Here is a 19,766-nt window from a genome sequence, read left to right as displayed (position 1 = left end):
CCCCGGTGTCCTCCGGGTGAACTCTCAGACCGCCAGCGGCCGGTCGGTCGGGTTGATGGGGCGCGGCAGCGAGCTGCTGCCCGTGAGGTACTCGTCGACGCCGTTGGCGCAGGCCCGGCCCTCGGCGATGGCCCACACGATGAGCGACTGCCCGCGGCCGGCGTCGCCGGCGACGAAGACGCCCGGCACCGAGGACATGTACGACGCGTCCCGGCGCACGGCGGACCGCTCGTCCAGCTCGACCCCGAGCTGCTCGACGAGACCGGCCCTCTCCGGGCCGAGGAAGCCCATGGCCAGCAGCACGAGCTGCGCCGGGACCTCCTTCTCGCTGCCCTCGACCTTCTGGAACCGGCCGTCGACGAGCTCGACCTCGACCAGCTGCAGCGCCCGGACCCGGCCGTCCTCGTCGCCGAGGAAGCACTCGGTGTTGACGGCGTAGACGCGCTCGCCGTTCTCCTCGTGCGCGCTGGCCACGCGGTAGGTCATCGGGTACGTCGGCCACGGCTGGCTGCCCGGACGCTCCTCGGTGGGGCGCGGCATGATCTCCAGCTGCGTCACCGACCGGGCGCCCTGGCGCGTCGCCGTGCCGAGGCAGTCGGCGCCGGTGTCGCCGCCGCCGATGATGACGACGTCGAGCCCCTCCGCGCTGACCTGGCCCTCGACCTGCTCCCCCAGCGCGACCCGGTTGGCCGGCGGGAGGTAGTCCATCGCCTGGTGGATCCCCGCGAGCTCGCGGCCCGGGACGGTGAGGTCGCGCGGGACCGTGGCCCCGACGGCGAGGACGACGGCGTCGTACCGGTCCTGCAGCTGCGGGCCGGTGATCTCCTCGCCGACCGCGACGCCGTTGCGGAACCGCGTGCCCTCGGCCTCCATCTGCGCGAGGCGGCGGTCGAGGACCGCTTTCTCCATCTTGAACTCGGGGATGCCGTAGCGCAGCAGGCCGCCGGGCTTGTCGGCCCGCTCGTAGACCGCGACGGTGTGCCCGGCGCGGGTCAGCTGCTGGGCGACGGCGAGCCCGGCCGGGCCGGACCCGACGACGGCGACCGTCTTGCCGGACAGGCGCTCCGGCGGCTGCGGGCGCACCGAGCCGGACGCGAAGGCCTGCTCGATGGTCGTCACCTCGACCTGCTTGATCGTCACCGGCGGCTGGTTGATCCCCAGCACGCAGGCCGCCTCGCACGGCGCGGGGCACAGCCGCCCGGTGAACTCCGGGAAGTTGTTCGTCGCGTGCAGCCGCTCGATGGCCTCGGTCCAGTCGCCGCGCCAGGCCAGGTCGTTCCACTCGGGGACGAGGTTGCCCAGCGGGCAGCCGTTGTGGCAGAACGGGATGCCGCAGTCCATGCAGCGCCCGGCCTGCCGCTGCAGCTGGCCGAGCTCCTGCTCCTCGTAGACCTCGCGCCAGTCCTTGATCCGGACCGGCACCGGCCGGCGAGCCGGGAGCTCGCGCTCGCGGACCTTGAGAAAGCCTTGCGGGTCAGCCACGGGATGCCTCCATGATCCGGTCCCAGACCTCGGCGCCGTCCGGGTCGAGGCCCTCGGCCTCGGCGGTGGCGCGCACGTCGAGGACGCGCTGGTAGTCGCGGGGCAGGACGAGGGTGAACCGCTCCTTCGCGGTGTCCCAGTCCTGCAGCAGCCGGTCGGCGACGGCCGAGTCGGTCCACTCGCGGTGCGAGCGCAGCAGGTCCTGCACGACGGGCAGGTCCTGCTCGCGCAGCGGCAGCAGGTCGACCAGCTCGGCGTTGACCAGCCGCGGGTTGAGGTCGAGCACGTAGGCGACGCCGCCGGACATGCCGGCCGCGAAGTTGCGCCCGGTCGCGCCGAGGACGAGCGCCACGCCACCGGTCATGTACTCGCAGCCGTGGTCGCCCACGCCCTCGACGACGGCGGTCGCGCCCGAGTTGCGCACGCAGAAGCGCTCGCCGACCTGGCCGCGCAGGAAGATCTCCCCCTCCGTGGCGCCGTACCCGATGACGTTGCCGGCGATGACGTTGGTCTCCGCCGTCAGGTGCGCCGCGAGGTCGGGGCGCACGACGATCCGGCCGCCGGACAGGCCCTTGCCGACGTAGTCGTTGGAGTCGCCGCGCAGGACCAGGGTGACCCCCTTCGGGAGAAACGCGCCGAAGGACTGCCCGCCCGACCCGGTGAGGGTCAGCTCGACGGTGCCGTCGGGCAGGCCGTGGGGGTGCCGCTTGGTCACCTCGTGGCCGAGCATCGTGCCGACGGTCCGGTTGACGTTGCGGACCGCGATGTCGGCGCGGACCTGCTCGCCGTCCTCGATCGCCGGTCGGGCCAGGGCGAGGAGCTGGTGGTCCAGCGCCTTCTCCAGGCCGTGGTCCTGCGTGGCGGAGGCGTACGGCGTCCCGCCCGTCGGGTCCTGCACCGCGGTGAGGATCGGCGCGAGGTCGAGCCCGGACGCCTTCCAGTGCGCGACGGCCCGCTCGGTCCGCAGCGACTCCACGTGGCCGACGGCCTCCTGGACCGAGCGGAAGCCGAGCTGCGCGAGGTACTCGCGCACCTCCTGCGCGATGAACTCGAAGAACGTCTCGACGAACTCCGGCTTGCCGGAGAACCGCGCCCGCAGGTCGGGGTTCTGCGTCGCGACGCCGACGGGGCAGGTGTCGAGGTGGCAGACCCGCATCATGATGCAGCCGGAGACGACGAGCGGCGCGGTGGCGAAGCCGAACTCCTCGGCCCCGAGCAGCGCGGCGATGACGACGTCGCGGCCGGTCTTCAGCTGCCCGTCGGTCTGCACGACGATCCGGTCGCGCAGGCCGTTGAGGCGCAGCGTCTGCTGGGTCTCGGCCAGGCCGAGCTCCCACGGGGCGCCGGCGTGCTTGAGCGAGGTGAGCGGCGAGGCGCCGGTGCCGCCGTCGTGGCCCGAGACGAGGACGACGTCGGCGTGCGCCTTGGAGACCCCCGCCGCGACGGTGCCCACGCCGATCTCGCTGACCAGCTTGACGTGGACCCGCGCCTGCGGGTTGGCGTTCTTCAGGTCGTGGATGAGCTGGGCGAGGTCCTCGATCGAGTAGATGTCGTGGTGCGGCGGCGGGGAGATGAGGCCGACACCGGGGGTGCTGTGCCGGATCCGGGCGACCCAGGGGTAGACCTTCGGGCCGGGCAGCTGCCCGCCCTCGCCGGGCTTGGCCCCCTGGGCCATCTTGATCTGGATGTCGTCGGCCTGGGTGAGGTAGAGGCTGGTCACCCCGAAGCGGCCGGAGGCGACCTGCTTGATCGACGAGCGGCGGGCCGGGTCCATGAGCCGGTCCTCCGACTCCCCGCCCTCGCCGGTGTTGGACTTGCCGCCGAGGCGGTTCATCGCGACGGCCAGCGTCTCGTGGGCCTCGGGGCTGATCGAGCCGAAGCTCATCGCGCCGGTGGAGAACCGCTTGACGATCTCGGTGACCGGCTCGACCTCGTCGAGCGGGACCGGGGCGCGACCCGTCGACTCGGCGTCGGCGAGCTCGAAGAGGCCGCGCAGCGTCATCAGCCGCTGGCTCTGCTCGTCGACCCGCGAGGTGTACTGCCGGAAGATGTCGAAGCGGCGCTGCCGCGTCGAGTGCTGCAGCCGGAACACGGTGTCGGGGTCGAACAGGTGCGGCTCGCCCTCGCGGCGCCACTGGTACTCGCCGCCGACCCACAGCTTGCGGTGGGCCTGGTGGATGCCCTCCGGCGGGTAGGCGACCGCGTGCCGGGCGGCGACCTCGTCGGCGAGGACGTCGAGACCGATGCCGCCCAGCTGGCTCACCGTGCCGGTGAAGTACCGGTCGACCAGCTCCTGGGACAGGCCGATGGCCTCGAAGACCTGCGCTCCGCGGTACGACGCCACGGTGGAGATGCCCATCTTCGACATCACCTTGAGGACACCCTTGCCGAGCGCCTTGATGAGGTTGGCCACCGCCTTCTCGGGGGTGACCCCCGTGAGGGTGCCGGAGCGCACGAGGTCCTCGACGCTCTCCATGGCCAGGTACGGGTTGACCGCGGCGGCACCGAATCCGACGAGCAGGGCGACGTGGTGCACCTCGCGGACGTCGCCGGCCTCCACGAGCAGACCCACCTGGGTGCGGGTCTTCTCGCGGATCAGGTGGTGGTGCACCGCGGAGCAGAGCAGCAGCGACGGGATCGGCGCGAGGTCGCGGCCGGAGTCGCGGTCGGACAGGACGACGAAGCGGGCGCCCCGGCGGATGGCCTGGCTGACCTCGGCGAAGATCTCCTCGATCCGGGCGCGCATCGCCTCGGCGCCGCCGGTGACGTCGTACAGGCCCTGGACGACGTGCGTCGCGTAGCCCGGCAGGTCGCCGTCGGCGTTGATGTGGACGATCTTGGCCAGCTCGTCGTTGTCGATGACCGGGAAGTCGAGCTGCACCAGCCGGGCGTGCGCCGGCGAGGCCGAGAGGGCGTTGCCCTCGGGGCCCATCGTCGTGCCGAGCGAGGTGACAAGCTCCTCGCGGATGGCGTCGAGCGGCGGGTTGGTCACCTGCGCGAAGAGCTGGGTGAAGTAGTCGAAGACGAGCCGCGGCCGGCTGGACAGCACGGCGATCGGGGTGTCGGTGCCCATCGAGCCGAGCGCCTCGCCGCCGGTGCGGGCCATCGGGGTGAGCAGGACCCGCAGCTCCTCCTGCGTGTAGCCGAAGGTCTGCTGGCGACGGGCCACCGACGAGGCGGTGTGCACGATGTGCTCGCGCTCGGGCAGGTCGGTGAGGTTGATGAGGCCGGCGTGCAGCCACTCCTCGTAGGGGTGGCGCGAGGCGAGACCGGACTTGATCTCCTCGTCGCCGATGATCCGGCCGTGCTCGGTGTCGACGAGGAACATCTTCCCCGGCTGGAGCCGGCCGCGCTTGACCACCCGGCTCGGGTCGAGGTCGAGGACGCCGGACTCGGAGGCGAGGACGACGAGGCCGTCGTCGGTGACGGCGTACCGGCCCGGGCGCAGGCCGTTGCGGTCGAGGACCGCGCCGATGAGGGTGCCGTCGGTGAAGGTCACGCACGCAGGCCCGTCCCACGGCTCCATGAAGGTGGAGTGGAACTCGTAGAAGGCCCGGCGGGCCGGGTCCATGTCGGGGTTGTTCTCCCACGCCTCGGGGATCATCATCAGCACCGCGTGCGGCAGCGACCGACCGCCGAGGTGCAGCAGCTCGAGCACCTCGTCGAAGCTGGCCGAGTCGGACGCGTCGGGCGTGCAGACCGGGAAGATCCGCTCGAGGTTGCCCGGGATGATGTCGGAGGTCAGCTGGCTCTCGCGGGCCCGCATCCAGTTGCGGTTGCCCTTGACGGTGTTGATCTCGCCGTTGTGGGCGATGAACCGGTACGGGTGGGCCAGCGGCCACGACGGGAACGTGTTGGTCGAGAAGCGCGAGTGCACCAGCGCCAGCTCGGTCTCGAAGTCGCGGTGCGAGAGGTCGGGGAAGAACGGCTCGAGCTGGCCGGTCGTGAGCATCCCCTTGTAGACGAGGGTGCGCGAGGACAGCGACGCGAAGTAGACGTCGGTCTCCCGCTCGGCGCGCTTGCGCAGGCAGAAGGCGAACCGGTCGAGGTCGATCCCGACGTGGCGGCCGACCGCGGAGCCGACGAAGAGCTGGGCGAAGTGCGGCATGCACGCCCGGGCCACCTCGCCGACGAGGTCGCCGACGACGGGGACGTCGCGCCAGCCGAGGACCTTGAGGCCCTCCTGCGCGGCGATCTCCTCGATGGCGGACACCACGCCCGCGCGCTCGTCGGCGTCGCGGGGCAGGAAGGCCAGCCCGACCGCGTACGCGCCGGTGGCCGGCAGCGTGAAGTCGACGGCGCCGCGCAGGAACGCGTCCGGCACCTGGGTGAGGATGCCGGCGCCGTCGCCGACCAGCGGGTCGGCGCCGGTGGCGCCGCGGTGGTCGAGGTTGCGCAGGGCGGTGAGGGCGTGCTCGACGATGTCGTGCCCGGCGCGGCCCCGCATCGTGGCGACCATGGCGACGCCGCAGGCGTCGTGCTCGTGGGCGCGGCGGTAGAGACCGGTGTCAGCCGGGTGGGCCGTGAACAGGGGGCGCTGTGCGGACAACGCGGTTCACCGTCCTTCAGGGCGGGTCGGGGGCCCGGCCGGCGGGCGGCCGGGCCTCGGGGTCGACCGGACGACGGTGGCCGGTGCGCAGGTGCGGGCCCCCCGGAGGGTGGCCTTCGTCGGTGGGCGGGGCGCACGGGTCTCGCACGCGGTGGTCGACGGCAGGATAAGCCGCCGGAAGGATAAACGGGAGGGTGCCCGACGACGTCCTCGACCGCGCCGTCAGTCCGGGGCGCGAGACGACACGACCTGGTCCGGTGCCTCTCGGGTGGCCTCGTCGGGGGCCTCGTCGGGGGCCTCGTCGGGGGCCGCGTCGGGATCCTGGGCGGCGGGCGGCGGCCCGGTCCGCCCGAACCGCGCGTAGAGGACGACCCCCAGGAGGAAGACGAGCACGCACACCCACACGTTGACCCGCAGGCCGAGGATGTGGTTGGCGTCGTCGGTGCGCATGAACTCCATGACGATGCGACCCACCGGGTAGCCGGCCACGTACAGGGCGAAGAGCTGCCCCGGCCGGAAGTCGCGACGGCGGTCGAGCAGGACGAGGACGAGCGCGAGGGCGAGGCAGAAGATCGACTCGTAGAGGAAGGTCGGCTGGTAGACGCCCTTGACCACGGCGTTCCCCGCCGCGTCGCGCACGGCGTGACCCGCGGACTGGTCCCACTCGTAGATCTTCAGGCCCCACGGCAGCGTCGTGGGCGAGCCGTAGATCTCGTTGTTAAAGTAGTTGCCCCACCGGCCCATGGCCTGCGCGACGAGCAGGCCGGGGGCGCAGGCGTCGGCGAAGACGCGCAGCGGGATGCCCTGGCGGCGGCAGCCGATGAGCGCGCCCACGGCGCCCAGCGCGATCGCCCCCCAGATGCCGAGCCCGCCGTTCCAGATCTTCAGCGCGTCGAGCGGGTGGCCGCCCTCGCCGAAGTACGCCTGCGGCGAGGTGATGAGGTGGTAGATCCGGCCGCCGAGGATGCCGAACGGCACCGCCCAGGCGGCGATGTCGAGGGTCAGACCCTGCCGGCCGCCGCGGTCCTCGAGCCGCTTCTGGGTGATCCACACGGCGGCGACGATCCCCGCGAGGATGCACATCGCGTAGCCGCGCACGGGCAGCGGCCCGAGGTCCCAGACCCCCTGGGTGGGGCTGGGGATGGTGACCGGGAGGGCGCTCACGCGCGGACCCCGGCGGCGAGCTCGCCGACGAGCGCGCGCAGCGCGGTGAGCCCGGACTCGAGGTCGGGCGCGTCGAGCAGGCAGCGCACGAGGGCCGAGCCGACGATGACCCCGTCGGCGAACCGGGCGACCTGGGCGGCCTGCTCCCCCGTCGAGACGCCGATGCCGACGCACACCGGCAGGTCGGTGACCTCGCGGGTGCGGGCCACGAGCTGCTCGGCGGCGGGGCCGAGCTCGGCCCGCGCGCCGGTCACGCCCATGACCGCGCTGGCGTAGACGAAGCCGCGGGACGCGGCCGTGGCGACGGTGAGCCGCTCCGGCGTCGAGCTGGGGGCGACGAGGAAGACCCGCTCGAGCCCGTGGGCGTCGGCGGCCGCGAGCCACGCGCCGGCCTCGTCGGGGATGAGGTCGGGGGTGATGAGCCCGGCGCCGCCGTGGGCGGCGAGGTCCTCGGCGAACCGGTCGACCCCGCGGCGCAGGACGAGGTTCCAGTACGTCATGACCAGCGACGGGGCGCCGGCGTCGTGGACCGCCTGCGTGGCCCTGAACACGTCGGAGACCCGGGCGCCGCGCTCGAGGGCGGCCTCGACCGCCCGCTGGATGACGGGCCCGTCCATGAGCGGGTCGCTGTAGGGCACGCCCACCTCGACGAGGTCGACACCGGCCTCGACCATGGCCCGCATCGCGGCCAGGGAGCCCTCGACGTCGGGGAAGCCGACCGGCAGGTAGCCGATGAGGGCGGCCCGACCCTCGGCGCGGCAGCGCGCGAAGACGTCGGCGACGGCGGTGCTGGCGCTGGTCGTGGCGGTCACTGCTGGGCCCCCGTCGCGCGCAGCTCCTCGTCGTCGAGCATCCCGAACCACTGCGCGGCGGTGTGGACGTCCTTGTCGCCGCGACCGGAGAGGTTGACGAGCAGCACCGCGTCCGGGCCGAGCTCGCGCCCGACCTGCATCGCCCCGGCGAGGGCGTGGGCCGACTCGATGGCCGGGATGATCCCCTCGGTGCGGCACAGCAGCGCGAAGGCCTCCATCGCCTGGTCGTCGGTGATCGCGCGGTACTCCGCGCGGCCGATGTCGAGCAGGTAGGAGTGCTCGGGTCCGACGCTCGGGTAGTCCAGGCCGGCCGAGACCGAGTGCGACTCGATCGTCTGGCCGTCCTCGTCCTGCATGACGTAGGTGAACGCCCCGTGCAGGACGCCGCGCTCGCCCGCGGCGAACCGGGCGGCGTGCTCGCCGGTGCTCACCCCGCGCCCGCCGGCCTCGAGGCCGACGAGGCGGACCTGCTCGTCGTCGAGGAAGCGGTGGAAGATCCCCATGGCGTTCGACCCGCCGCCGACGCAGGCGAGGACGACGTCGGGCAGCCGGCCGACGAGGTCGAGCACCTGGCTGCGGGCCTCGACCCCGATGACCCGGTGGAAGTCGCGGACCATCTCGGGGAAGGGGTGCGGGCCGGTGACCGTCCCGAGGACGTAGTGCGTGGTCTCGACGTTGGCGACCCAGTCGCGCAGCGCCTCGTTGACGGCGTCCTTGAGGGTGCGGCTGCCGTTGGTGACGGCGACGACCTCCGCACCGAGCAGCCGCATCCGGGCGACGTTGAGCGCCTGGCGCCGCGTGTCGACCTCGCCCATGTAGACGACGCACTCGAGCCCGAGCAGCGCGGCCGCCGTGGCCGTGGCCACACCGTGCTGGCCGGCGCCGGTCTCGGCGATCACCCGGGTCTTGCCCATCCGCTTGGTCAGCAGGGCCTGGCCGAGGACGTTGTTGATCTTGTGCGACCCCGTGTGGTTGAGGTCCTCGCGCTTGAGGACCACCCGCGCGCCGCCGCAGTGCTCGGCGAACCGCGGCACCTCGGTGACGATGCTGGGCCGACCGGTGTAGGTGCGCTGGAGCCGCTCGAGCTCGCCGACGAACTCCGGGTCGACCATCGCCTTGCGGCGGACCTCGTCGAGCTGCTCGAGGGCGGGGATGAGCGCCTCGGGCACGTAGCGGCCGCCGTACTCCCCGAAGCGGCCGGGCGACGGCGCGCCCTCGGGCTGGTGCTGCGTGGTCGTCATCGGGGACCTCCGGTGGTGACGGGTGCGGCGCGGGTGAACTCCCCCACCGTGGCGGCCGGGTCACCGTGGGTGACCAGGGCCTCGCCGACGAGCACGCCCCGCGCGCCGGCGGCGGCGTAGGCGCGCACGTCCTCGACGTCGCGGACGCCGGACTCGGCGATGGTGACGACGTCGTCGGGCACGAGCGGACGCAGCCGCGCGAAGACGTCACGGTGCACCTGCAGGGTCTTGAGGTCGCGGGCGTTGACGCCGAGGACCCGGGCGCCCGCGTCGAGCGCGCGGCGGGTCTCCTCCTCGTCGTGGACCTCGACGAGGACGGTCATGCCCAGGGCCGTGGCCTGCTCGTGCAGCGCGACGAGACGCTCCTGCGTCAGCGCCGCGACGATGAGCAGGACGATGTCGGCGCCCCAGGCGCGCGCCTCGTCGACCTGGTACGCCTCGACCACGAAGTCCTTGCGCAGCACCGGGATCCGGACGGCGTCGCGGACGGCCGCGAGGTCGGTGAGGCTGCCGCCGAAGCGGTGCCGCTCGGTGAGGACGCTCACCGCGGTGGCGCCCCCGGCCTCGTACGACGTTGCGAGGGCGGCGGGGTCGGCGATGGTCGCCAGCGCGCCCTTGCTGGGGCTGGAGCGCTTGACCTCGGCGATGACCGCGAGGCCCGGCGCGTCGCGCAGGGCCGAGGCCGCGTCGAGGGCCGGGGGGACGTCGGCGATCCGGGCCCGCAGCTCGTCGCGGGTGACCCGCACCTCGCGCTCGGCGAGGTCGGAGCGGACGCCGACGATGATGTCGTCGAGGACGGTGGGTGCCACACGGCCAGCCTACGCGGGTCGCGGCACCCCGCCGTGAGCCCGCCCGGGCCCGACCGTCAGGGGGCCAGCCAGGCCGCGAGCGGCAGCTCGGGCACGTTGCGCCACACGGTGAAGACGGCCAGGAGGACCAGCGCCACCAGGAGCGGGCGCAGCGGGACCACGGGGAGCCGGGCGGGCTCGCAGGTCCGCAGCGCCCTCGCCGTGGTCCGCAGCCCGACGACGGCCAGGAGCAGCAGCAGGGGCGGCACGACGACGTTGAGCGACAGGGCCGCGGGCAGGTCGCCGCGGACCAGCGCGGCGGTGGCCCGCAGCCCGCCGCAGAAGGGGCACCACAACCCGGTGACCCGGTGGAAGGGGCACAGGTCGACCCCGGTCACCCCGCCCTGTCGGCCGACCGCGAGGGCCGCGGCGAGGGCGAGCGTCCCGACGACCAGCGGTGCGCCCGCCGCGCGCAGCCGGCGCCCGGGCGACGGACCCCCCGCCACCGCGAGGGTGGCGGGGGGTCGGGCACCGGCCGGGCGCGTCGTCACGGGGTCCGTCAGCCGCGTCCGGAGTAGACGCTGGCGACGTAGATGATCTGGATGACGAGGAACACGGTGGCGACGATGCCGAGGATGAACCCGGCCTGGGCCATCCCGGCGCCCTTCTGCGCACCGTTGGACACCGCGATCTCGCTCTTGGCCTGGCGGCCGAGGATGAGCGCGACCGGCCCGAGCAGACCGCACAGGAGGATCCCGACGATGCCGAGCACGAGCGAGACGATCGCCTTGGTGTTGTTGGCGGCCGGCACGCCGTAGGGGTTGGCGCCGCCGTAGGGCGGGGGCGGGGTCTGACCGTAGGGCGACGGCTGCCCGTAGGTCGGGGCGGCGCCGTACGAGCCGGGCGCCGGGGGCGGCGGGGTCTGCCCGTACGACGGGGCGTCCGCCGGCCGGTCCGAGCCGTAGGACGGCTGCTGCGGCGCGCCGTACGACGGCTGGTCCTGCGAGCCGTAGGAGGGCGGAGGCGGCGGGTTGCTGCCGTAGCCGCCCGGCGCGGTGGGGTCGTTCTCGGTGGGGTCGTTGCCGCTCGGGGGCGGCGTGCCGTAGGACATGGGGACCTCTCTCGGGCTCGTGTCGTTCCTGCGCCCCCTGGGACGCGAGTGGAAGGACCCTATCCGTTCGCGGGGAGCGTCACCCGGTGCGACGACGCCGTGCCGCGAGCGGTTCCCGGGCCGAGCGAGGGGCGCAGGTCAGGCGGTGCCGCTGTCGTGGCGGTTCTGGCCGGGCTCGGCGTGGCCGGCGGCGCGGGCGGCGTGGGAGGACGCCTTGTCGCCGTAGCCGGCCATGCTGAGGATCTTGCCCAGCGCCGCGCCGACGACCATGACGGCGACACCGACCCAGAAGAAGAACGCGCTGGGGAAGATCAGCGCCAGCGAGCTGATGAGGCCGCCGAGCAGGATGACACCGACGCTGGTCCACGCCGCGGTGCTGTGGCCGTGGCTCTCGTGGGCGGTCTCGCTCATCGGTGTCCTTCGCTCGTCGTGGTGTCACGGGGGTGGTGCTCGGGGACCATTGTGGCAGCCGCGCTCACGCCTCGCCGTCGGTGGGGTCGCGACCCTCCGACAGCTCGTCCCAGGCCGAGCGGCGCTCGGGCGCGTCGGCCGGGGCGTCCTCCCCGGAGCGCTCGAACCGGCTGGACAGGCCGTCCCAGCCGCGACCCGCGGCGGTCGTCACGGCGCCGACGACGGTGAGCAGCAGCGCGGCGACGAGGGCCGGCCAGGGCCAGACCGTCAGCGCACCGGGGGTGGTCGCCCCGGTGGCGGAGCGCGTCGTGCCGCCGACCCCGCCGCTGGGGGACCCGCCCGGGCCGGCGCCGGCGGCGAGCGCCGCCGTGGGGTCGCGGACGATGGTCAGCGTGAGGGCGAGGGTCCCGAGCGCGGCCAGGGTGAGCAGGACGGCGGAGACGAGCCGCAGCCGGCGCCCGGTCGTGAGGACGGCGACGCCGGCGGCCAGCGCGACGAGGCCCAGCGCGACCAGGCCGGGGGCGGCCTGGTCGCCGGTGACCGAGAGCGAGCGCCCGGCGAGGACGGCGTCGCCGGAGCGCCCGGTCACCCAGGTGCGGGTGGCCAGCAGGACGACCGCGAGCGCGGGGACGAGCAGCAGCGGGGCGGCGCGGCGCTTGGTCAGCCAGGCCGTCACGAGCGGGTCACCGGCCGTCGCAGGCCGGCCGCGGCCCGGACGGCGCGCACGACCGCGGCCGCCTTGGCGTGCGTCTCCTCGTACTCCGACATCGGCACCGAGTCGGCGACGATGCCGGCGCCGGCCTGCACGTGGGCCTGCCCGTCCTGGACGACCGCGGTGCGGATGGCGATGGCCAGGTCGAGGTCGCCGGCGAAGTCGAGGTAGCCGACGACGCCGCCGTACAGGCCGCGGCGGGTGCCCTCCATCTCGTCGATGAGCTGCATCGCGCGCGGCTTGGGCGCGCCCGAGAGGGTGCCGGCGGGGAAGGTGGCGACGAGGACGTCGTACGCCGACCGGTCGGGTCGCAGCTCGCCGACGACGGTCGACTCGAGGTGCATGATGTGCGAGTAGTGCCGCAGGGTCATGAACTCGACCGTGTCGACGGTCCCGGGGCGGCAGACCCGCTGCAGGTCGTTGCGGCTGAGGTCGACGAGCATGACGTGCTCGGCCCGCTCCTTGGGGTCCTCGCGCAGGTCCTCCCCCAGCCGGACGTCGTCCTCGGGGGTCTTGCCGCGCGGGCGGGAGCCGGCGATCGGGTGGGTGACGACCCGGCGGCCGGAGACGGTGACGAGGGCCTCGGGGCTGGAGCCGACGACGTCGTACGTCGACCCGTCGGGGTGCGGGAGGCGCACGAGGTACATGTACGGGCTGGGGTTGGACGCGCGCAGCGCCCGGTAGACGTCGAGCGCGTCACCGGGGCACGGCATCGAGAAGCGCTGCGAGACGACGATCTGGAACGCCTCGCCGGCGCGGATCTCCTCCTTGCTGCGCTCGACGAGCTCGAGGAACTCCTCGGTCGTGTGCGTGCTCGTCGTCGGCAGGTCGACCGGCTCGACGAGCGCGACGGTGCTCTCCGCCGGGGCCAGCAGGTCGGCGGTCATCCGGTCCAGGCGCTCGACGGCGTCGGCCCAGGCCCACTCGACCCGCTCGTCGGTGTCGTCGTAGTTGACCGCGTTGGCGACGAGGAGGACCGACCCGTCGGAGTGGTCGAGGACGGCGAGGTCGGTCGCGAGGACCATCCCGAGCTCGGGCAGGCGCAGCACGTCCACCCCGGTGTCGGGGACCTTCTCCCAGCGGCGGACGGCGTCGTACGTGATCGCGCCGACCATGCCGCCGGTGAGCGGCGGCAGCCCGGGCAGCCGGCTCGTCGCGAGCGCGGCCACCGTGTCGCGCAGGGCGACCGTGGGGTCGCCGGACGTCGGGACGCCGACCGGCGGTGTGCCGATCCAGTGCGCCTCGCCGTCCTGCTCGGTGAGGGTCGCGGCGCTGCGGGCGCCGACGATCGACCAGCGCGACCAGGTGCCCTGCTCGGCCGACTCGAGCAGGAAGGTGCCCGGGGCGTCCTGCGCGAGCTTGCGGTAGACCCCGAGCGGGGTCTCGCCGTCGGCGAGCAGGCGGCGCACGACGGGGATGACCCGGCGGGTCGGCGCGAGCTCGGCGAAGACGGCCAGGCTCGGCCAGGTCGCGCCGAAGGTGAGGTCGGGGTGGACGTCGGGCTGCGGGGCGTGCTCAGGCACCGGTGGGGACCTCGCTCGGGGTGGTCACGACGGCGGGCAGCGGGCGCGCGTCGAAGCACGTGCGGTCACCGGTGTGGCACGCGGCGCCGACCTGGTCGACCCGGACGAGCAGGGCGTCGCCGTCGCAGTCGAGCGCGACCGAGCGGACCCACTGGACGTGGCCCGAGGTGTCGCCCTTGCGCCACAGCTCCTGGCGGCTGCGCGACCAGAAGGTCACCCGGCCCTCGGTGAGGGTGCGGGCCAGCGCCTCGTCGTCCATCCACCCGACCATGAGCACCTCGCCGGTGTCGTGCTGCTGGACCACGGCGGCGACGAGGCCGGCCGGGTCGCGCTTGAGCTGCGCGGCGATGGCGGGGTCGAGGACGGGCTGGCCGGTGGTGGGGTCGGGCACGGGACCATTCTGCCGTGGGGTGGGCGGGGCGCCGTACGGCGTGCTGCCCGTCAGTAGCGCGACTCCCCCGGCCGCACGAGCCGCGGCGCGGTGCGGACCGGTGGCGGGGCGGGCGGGGTGAGGTCGGGTGGCAGGCCGGGGACGTCCCAGGCCGGGTCGGGGCGCCACGTGGCCCAGTGCTCGTCGTCCGCGCCGAAGGGCGGCTCGCCGGCGGCGACGGCACGCCGTACGGCGTCGGCGTCGGCCCGCACCTCGCCGGCCTCGCCGGCGGTCATCCGCCCCTGGGTCACGGCGGCGACCAGCTCGTCCTCGTCCTTGAGCCGGCAGCGGCGGCCCGGGTCGACGAGGACGTCGAGGACGTGGTCGGTGCTCACCGTGCGGGACCCCTCGCGCCGGTGCGGCGCCTCGAGGTTGACGTACCAGCCGTCGAGGTCGGGCCCGTCCCAGAACAGCCACACCGACCAGCGCTCCCCCGGCCGGACGATGCGCAGCGTCCCGCCGCCCTTCCACAGCATCCGGCCCTGGATGCGCGGCGCGGAGAACATCGCGCCGGTGCCCGCCGCCCGCGGTGGCCGGCCGTCGACGAGGGTCGGCGCGAGGACCGGGGTGCCGCCCGCGAGCCAGGCGACGAGCCGCTCCGGCGAGTCCTCGACGACCCGGACCGGGTGCACGGTCTGCGGGTCTCCGGCCCGCCAGCCCGGTCGCCGGTAGTGCCACCAGGCGACGTCACCGGGCGACCAGCGCGGGGTCCAGGGGGCGGGGGCGCTCATGCGGGCGGGTCGGGGCGCAGCCGCTCGGCGAGCAGCGCGAGGACCGCGTCGACCGACCCGGCGCGCACGGCCGGCCGGTCCCCCTCGAGCGCGAGCCGCCGGACGGCGTCGCCGCGCGGCCCGGCGACGGCGACGTAGACCGTCCCGACCGGCTGACCGTCCTGCGGGTCCGGCCCGGCGACGCCGGTGGTGGCGGTGCCCCAGTCGGCGCCCAGCCGGGTCCGCACGCCGTGCGCCATCTGCCGGGCCACCTCCGGGTGGACCGCGCCGTGCTCCGCGAGCAGCCCCTCGTCGACGCCGAGCAGCGCCGCCTTGAGCTCGGTCGCGTAGGCGACCACGCCGCCGCGCACGACCGCGGACGCCCCCGGGACCTCGACGAGCCGCGCGGTGACCAGCCCGCCGGTCAGCGACTCCGCGCAGGCGACGGTGGCCCCCGCCGCGCGCAGGGCACCGACGAGGGCGGGGACGTCCAGGTCGCCGTACGGCGTGCTCACGGCTGGCGCCGCTGCTCGCGCGCGGCCTCGCGGGCCGCCCGCTTGGCGACGGCGCGGGCGCTGGTGCGGCGCAGGATGTGCGCCTTGACCGCGTAGTCGACCCCGGTGACGACGGTGACGACGAGCGCGGCCGCGAGCAGGACGTGCGCGACGAGCGACAGGACCGCGTCGAACGGCACCGCGTGCGGCGGGAAGACGAGCAGCCCCAGCGCCGCCGCCTGCAGCACCGTCTTGACCTTGCCGCCCCGGCTGGCGGGCATGACGCCGTGCCGGATGACGACGAACCGCATGACCGTCACGGCCACCTCGCGCACGACGATGACGACGGTCACCCACCAGGGCACGACCCCGACGAGCGACAGCCCGACGAGCGCGGTGCCGGTGAGGGCCTTGTCGGCGATGGGGTCGGCGACCTTGCCGAAGTCGGTGACGCTGTTGCGCCGCCGGGCCAGGTCGCCGTCGATCTTGTCGGTGATGGCGGCCACCGCGAAGACCGCGAAGGCACCCAGCCGCTGGGTGGTCGACGTGCCGCCGTGGGCCAGCAGCAGCCACGCGAAGACGGGGACGAGGAGGATCCGCAGGACGGTGAGCGTGTTGGCGAGGTTCCACGCGCTCGGACGCGCCGGCACCGTGGCCGGCGTCGGCGGGGTCGGCTGCCGGGGGCTCACGGGCCGGGTGACGGGGTCCTGGTCCACGTCGCTCATCGAGCCCTCATGCTGCCACCGCTCAGGCGGTGGTGTCCCCACGGTCGGCGGGGGTGTCGGCGGGGGTGTCGCCGGCGCCGAGCGGGCGGGCGACGAGGTCGACGCCCTCGGAGGCGACGACGACGGCGCGCACGATGTCCCCGACCGCCGGACGCGGGCCGCCGTCGAGCTCGAGCCGGGTCACCCCGTCGACGTCGGGGCCCTGGAAGGCGGCGCGGCCGACGACCTCGTCGTCCTCGTCCTCCCCGTCGCCGGTCTGCTCGACGAGCACCTCGACGACCTCACCGACGCGCTCCTCCGCGCGCTGCGCGGTGAGCTCCTCGACGAGCGCGGTGAGCCGGGCCACCCGCTCGTCGACGACGTCCTGCGGCAGCTTGTCGCCGAGGGTCTCGGCCTCGGTGCCGTCCTCGTCGGAGTAGCCGAAGACGCCGACGACGTCGAGCCGCGCGGCGACGAGGAAGGCCTCGAGCTCCTCGACGTCGGCCTCGGTCTCCCCCGGGAAGCCGACGATGACGTTGGACCGGATCCCGGCCCGCGGCGAGCGCTCGCGCACCCGCTCGAGCAGGTCGAGGAACGGCTCGCGCGAGCCGAAGCGCCGCATCCGGCGCAGCAGCGGCGCCGACGCGTGCTGGAACGAGATGTCGTAGTACGGCACGACCCCGGGCGTGGCGGCCATCGCCTCGAGCAGCCCGGGGCGGATCTCGGCCGGCTGCAGGTAGGACACCCGCACCCGCTCGATCCCCTCGACCGCGGTCAGCTCGGGCAGCAGCTTCTCCAGCAGCCCCAGATCCCCCAGGTCCTTCCCGTACGACGTGCTGTTCTCGCTGACGAGGAAGACCTCCTTCACCCCGCGCTGCGCCAGCCAGCGCGCCTCGGCGACGACGTCGGTGGGCCGGCGGGACACGAACGCCCCACGGAAGGACGGGATGGCGCAGAACGCGCAGCGCCGGTCGCAGCCGGAGGCGATCTTCAGCGGCGCCCACGGGCGGCCGTCGAGCCGGGCGCGCAGCACCCGCGGGCCGCTCGCCGGGACGGGACCGTCCGCGTCGGTGAGCAGGTCGGCGCGAGGGTCGCCGTGGCCAGGGACGGCGACCCCTGCCGCGCCGGCGCGGTCCACCGGGGTGAGCGGCAGCAGCCGGCGCCGGTCGGACGGGGTGTGCGAGGGCACGTGGCCGCCGCCCAGCAGGGTGCCGAGGTGGGCCGACAGGTCGCCGTACGAGTCGAAGCCGAGCACCGCGTCGGCCTCGGGCAACGAGCCCGCCAGCTGCTCGCCGTAGCGCTCGGCCAGGCAGCCGACCGCGACGACGGCGCGGGTGCGGCCGTGGGCCTTGAGGTCGGAGGCCTCGAGCAGGGCGTCGATCGAGTCCTTCTTGGCCTGCTCGACGAAGCCGCAGGTGTTGACGACGGCGACGTCGGCCTGCGCGGCGTCGTCGACGAGGTCCCAGCCCTCGGCCTCGAGGCGGCCGGCGAGCTCCTCCGAGTCGACCTCGTTGCGCGTGCACCCGAGGGTCACGAGGGCCACGGAGCGTCGCGGGCGGCTGGTGGGGTCGGCCGTCGTCGTCACCGGGCGAGTCTACGGCCGCCCGCAGGTGCGAGGATCACGCCCGTGCCCGACCCCCAGACGCCGCCCAGCCCCGAGACCGCGCCCGAAACCGCGCCCGGGACCACCAGCGAGCGCGTGGCCCGCGTGCTGCGCGAGCACCCCCTCGTCGACGGCCACAACGACCTGCCGTGGGAGCTGCGCGAGCGCGTCGGCGGCGACCTGACCCGGGTCGACGTCGTCGACCTCGTCCGCGGCGAGCCGGGCCTGCGCACCGACCTGCCGCGGCTGCGCCAGGGGATGGTCGGCGCGCAGTTCTGGTCGGTCTACGTGCCGAGCAACCTGCCCGGGCACGAGGCGGTGACGGCGACGCTGGAGCAGGTCGAGCTCGTGCACCGGCTCGTCGCCGCGCACGGGGACGTCCTCGGCCTCGCGCTCACCGCCGACGACGTCGACCGGGTCGTCGCCTCGGGCCGGGTCGCCAGCCTGCTCGGCGCCGAGGGCGGCCAGTCGATCGGCTGCTCGCTCGGCACGCTGCGGGTCCTGCACGCGCTCGGCGTGCGCTACCTGACCCTCACCCACAACGACAACACCCCGTGGGCCGACTCGGCGACCGACGAGCCGGTCCTCGGCGGGCTCAGCGCCTTCGGCCGCGACGTCGTCCGCGAGCTCAACCGGGTCGGGATGATGGTCGACCTCTCGCACGTCTCCCCCGCGACGATGCACGCCGCGCTCGACGTCAGCCGCGCCCCGGTCCTCTTCAGCCACAGCGGCGCCCGCGCCGTCACCGACGTCGTGCGCAACGTCCCCGACGACGTCCTGCTGCGGGTGCGCGACACCGGGGGCACGGTCATGGTCGCGCTCGTGCCCGAGTTCCTCAACGACGACGTCGCCGCCTGGCGCGCCGAGACCGCCGACCTCGCGAGCGCCGAGGGCGTCGACCCGAAGGACTTCCCGTCCTACCAGCGCTTCGCGTTCCGGCGGCAGCAGACGCACCCCAAGCCGCAGGCGAGCCTGCAGGACGCCGTACGGCACCTGGAGCACGTGCGCGAGGTCGCCGGCGTCGACGCCGTGGGCATCGGCGGCGACTACGACGGCACCGACACCTACCCCGTCGGGCTCGAGGACGTCAGCGGCTACCCGCGGCTGCTCGGCGCGCTCGCCGACCGCGGCTGGTCCGACGAGGACCTCGCCAAGGTCGCCGGCCGCAACGCCCTGCGCGTCCTGCGCGACGCCGAGGCGGTCGCCCGCGACCTGCAGGCGACGACGCCACCGGTCACGACGCCGTACGACGTCGTGGACCTCACCGCCCGCTGACTCAGCGCTGGCGGATGATCGTCAGCCCGACGATGCGGGCCACGACGACGGCCAGGTAGAGCATGCCGGCGACCTGCTCGATCATCACCACGGCCCGCGCGTGCGGCAGCAGCGGCACGATGTCGGACAGCCCCGTCGAGGTCAGCACGGTGAAGGACAGGAAGAGCAGGTCGAAGAACGTCCGTGGTCCTTCGGGGGCGACCGCGCCCGAGAACGACCCGGGCCAGGCGGCCTGGACGAGGACGTAGACGTAGGCCCAGCCCCAGGCGACGACCGTGAAGGCCGCCCCGGTGGCCCACAGCTCGTCGGACGTCACCCAGGTGTCGTTGAACATGTAGCGGATGAGCGCGTAGCCCGTGTAGAGGTAGAACACGGCGTGGAACCCGGCGGAGGTCAGCACCACCCACTGCTGGTCGGGTCGGAAGCCCTCGAGGACGGTGAGGACGGCGGCCGGGGCCCCGGCGACGACCGAGACCCAGGTGAGGGCGGGCGTGGCGCGGACGGCCAGCACGGCGAGGCCGAGGACGAGCAGCCCGAACAGCCCCAGCAGGGACCGTCCGGCGCCCTCCCACGGCCCGATCGACAGGTCGACGAGGAAGGGGTAGAGCAGGACCCCGGCGAGCTGGACGAGGAGCAGCACCGCGCTGGGGGCGGTCCGCAGGGCGTGCCACGCCCCGCCCACTCCCCCCTCCGGCACGGGGTCGGGCTCTGGCCGCAGCCGCAGTTCCATCCTGCGACCCTACGGCGACGGCTGGCT

18 protein-coding genes are annotated in these 19,766 nt (G+C 74.6%); 1 reads left to right on the top strand and 17 read right to left on the bottom strand.

What is annotated here, in order from left to right:
- Window positions 1–24: 24 nt before the first annotated feature.
- From FB458_RS15840 to rimO, 16 genes are all read right to left on the bottom strand, one after another.
- Window positions 25–1,482, bottom strand: a complete 1,458-nt coding sequence (locus FB458_RS15840) for a glutamate synthase subunit beta (protein WP_141849347.1) — start codon at window positions 1,480–1,482, stop codon at window positions 25–27.
- Window positions 1,475–6,031: a glutamate synthase large subunit gene (gltB, locus tag FB458_RS15835; RefSeq protein ID WP_141849346.1), complete on the bottom strand. Its 4,557-nt coding sequence runs from the start codon at window positions 6,029–6,031 to the stop codon at window positions 1,475–1,477. Before gltB ends, FB458_RS15840 begins: the two co-directional genes overlap by 8 nt.
- A 222-nt stretch (window positions 6,032–6,253) precedes the next feature.
- Complete coding sequence (gene lgt / locus FB458_RS15830; RefSeq protein WP_141849345.1) at window positions 6,254–7,195, bottom strand: prolipoprotein diacylglyceryl transferase; 942 nt, start codon at window positions 7,193–7,195, stop codon at window positions 6,254–6,256.
- Window positions 7,192–8,007 (bottom strand): tryptophan synthase subunit alpha, encoded by an 816-nt coding sequence (gene trpA, locus FB458_RS15825; protein ID WP_141849344.1) that lies wholly within the window; start codon window positions 8,005–8,007, stop codon window positions 7,192–7,194. The genes lgt and trpA overlap by 4 nt, the downstream gene beginning before the upstream one ends.
- Window positions 8,004–9,248, bottom strand: a complete 1,245-nt coding sequence (trpB, locus tag FB458_RS15820) for a tryptophan synthase subunit beta (protein WP_141849343.1) — start codon at window positions 9,246–9,248, stop codon at window positions 8,004–8,006. Before trpB ends, trpA begins: the two co-directional genes overlap by 4 nt.
- On the bottom strand, window positions 9,245–10,057 hold the full coding sequence (trpC, locus tag FB458_RS15815) for an indole-3-glycerol phosphate synthase TrpC (RefSeq protein ID WP_141849342.1): 813 nt from the start codon (window positions 10,055–10,057) through the stop codon (window positions 9,245–9,247). Before trpC ends, trpB begins: the two co-directional genes overlap by 4 nt.
- A gap of 56 nt (window positions 10,058–10,113) precedes the next feature.
- Window positions 10,114–10,542, bottom strand: coding sequence for a DUF2752 domain-containing protein (locus tag FB458_RS15810; protein WP_141850639.1), 429 nt, complete (start codon window positions 10,540–10,542; stop codon window positions 10,114–10,116).
- Between the two features lie 53 nt (window positions 10,543–10,595).
- On the bottom strand, window positions 10,596–11,147 hold the full coding sequence (locus tag FB458_RS21655) for a DUF4190 domain-containing protein (protein WP_211356066.1): 552 nt from the start codon (window positions 11,145–11,147) through the stop codon (window positions 10,596–10,598).
- Window positions 11,148–11,285: 138 nt separating this feature from the next.
- Window positions 11,286–11,558, bottom strand: a complete 273-nt coding sequence (locus FB458_RS15800; RefSeq protein WP_141849341.1) for an HGxxPAAW family protein — start codon at window positions 11,556–11,558, stop codon at window positions 11,286–11,288.
- A 64-nt stretch (window positions 11,559–11,622) separates the two neighbouring features.
- A complete protein-coding gene (locus tag FB458_RS15795; RefSeq protein ID WP_141849340.1) occupies window positions 11,623–12,234 on the bottom strand; it encodes a Trp biosynthesis-associated membrane protein in 612 nt (203 codons plus the stop codon).
- Window positions 12,231–13,793 carry an anthranilate synthase component I gene (locus FB458_RS15790; RefSeq protein ID WP_141849339.1) on the bottom strand — a complete coding sequence of 521 codons (1,563 nt, stop codon included), beginning with the start codon at window positions 13,791–13,793 and terminating at the stop codon, window positions 12,231–12,233. Before FB458_RS15790 ends, FB458_RS15795 begins: the two co-directional genes overlap by 4 nt.
- Complete coding sequence (hisI, locus tag FB458_RS15785; RefSeq protein WP_141849338.1) at window positions 13,786–14,184, bottom strand: phosphoribosyl-AMP cyclohydrolase; 399 nt, start codon at window positions 14,182–14,184, stop codon at window positions 13,786–13,788. The genes FB458_RS15790 and hisI overlap by 8 nt, the downstream gene beginning before the upstream one ends.
- Window positions 14,185–14,234: 50 nt before the next feature.
- Window positions 14,235–14,954, bottom strand: coding sequence for a ribonuclease FAU-1 family protein (locus FB458_RS15780; protein ID WP_141849337.1), 720 nt, complete (start codon window positions 14,952–14,954; stop codon window positions 14,235–14,237).
- A complete protein-coding gene (locus FB458_RS15775; RefSeq protein ID WP_425460851.1) occupies window positions 14,951–15,448 on the bottom strand; it encodes a CinA family protein in 498 nt (165 codons plus the stop codon). Before FB458_RS15775 ends, FB458_RS15780 begins: the two co-directional genes overlap by 4 nt.
- Window positions 15,445–16,152, bottom strand: a complete 708-nt coding sequence (pgsA, locus tag FB458_RS15770; protein ID WP_141849336.1) for a CDP-diacylglycerol--glycerol-3-phosphate 3-phosphatidyltransferase — start codon at window positions 16,150–16,152, stop codon at window positions 15,445–15,447. The genes FB458_RS15775 and pgsA overlap by 4 nt, the downstream gene beginning before the upstream one ends.
- A 22-nt stretch (window positions 16,153–16,174) precedes the next feature.
- Window positions 16,175–17,716, bottom strand: coding sequence for a 30S ribosomal protein S12 methylthiotransferase RimO (rimO, locus tag FB458_RS15765; protein ID WP_141849335.1), 1,542 nt, complete (start codon window positions 17,714–17,716; stop codon window positions 16,175–16,177).
- A gap of 42 nt (window positions 17,717–17,758) precedes the next feature.
- Here rimO and FB458_RS15760 point away from each other — a divergent pair, with 42 nt between their 5' ends.
- Complete coding sequence (locus FB458_RS15760) at window positions 17,759–19,009, top strand: dipeptidase (RefSeq protein ID WP_211356065.1); 1,251 nt, start codon at window positions 17,759–17,761, stop codon at window positions 19,007–19,009.
- A gap of 1 nt (window position 19,010) precedes the next feature.
- Here the strand turns inward: FB458_RS15760 and FB458_RS15755 are convergent, their stop codons facing one another.
- On the bottom strand, window positions 19,011–19,739 hold the full coding sequence (locus FB458_RS15755; protein WP_141849334.1) for a potassium channel family protein: 729 nt from the start codon (window positions 19,737–19,739) through the stop codon (window positions 19,011–19,013).
- Between the last annotated feature and the right edge of the window lie 27 nt (window positions 19,740–19,766).

It is taken from the genome of Lapillicoccus jejuensis (genome assembly GCF_006715055.1).
In the GTDB taxonomy this organism is placed as follows: domain Bacteria; phylum Actinomycetota; class Actinomycetes; order Actinomycetales; family Dermatophilaceae; genus Lapillicoccus; species Lapillicoccus jejuensis.
The sequence above is the reverse complement of the archived record's forward strand: the minus strand, read 5'-3'. Positions and strand labels throughout refer to the sequence as shown.

Coding starts and splice junctions, on each gene's coding strand:
- trpB (WP_141849343.1), bottom strand. CDS start 9,248: ATGACGACCACGCAGCACCAGCCCGAGGGCGCGCCGTCGCCCGGCCGC.
- FB458_RS15800 (WP_141849341.1), bottom strand. CDS start 11,558: ATGAGCGAGACCGCCCACGAGAGCCACGGCCACAGCACCGCGGCGTGG.
- pgsA (WP_141849336.1), bottom strand. CDS start 16,152: ATGAGCGACGTGGACCAGGACCCCGTCACCCGGCCCGTGAGCCCCCGG.
- FB458_RS21655 (WP_211356066.1), bottom strand. CDS start 11,147: ATGTCCTACGGCACGCCGCCCCCGAGCGGCAACGACCCCACCGAGAAC.
- FB458_RS15755 (WP_141849334.1), bottom strand. CDS start 19,739: ATGGAACTGCGGCTGCGGCCAGAGCCCGACCCCGTGCCGGAGGGGGGA.
- FB458_RS15780 (WP_141849337.1), bottom strand. CDS start 14,954: ATGAGCGCCCCCGCCCCCTGGACCCCGCGCTGGTCGCCCGGTGACGTC.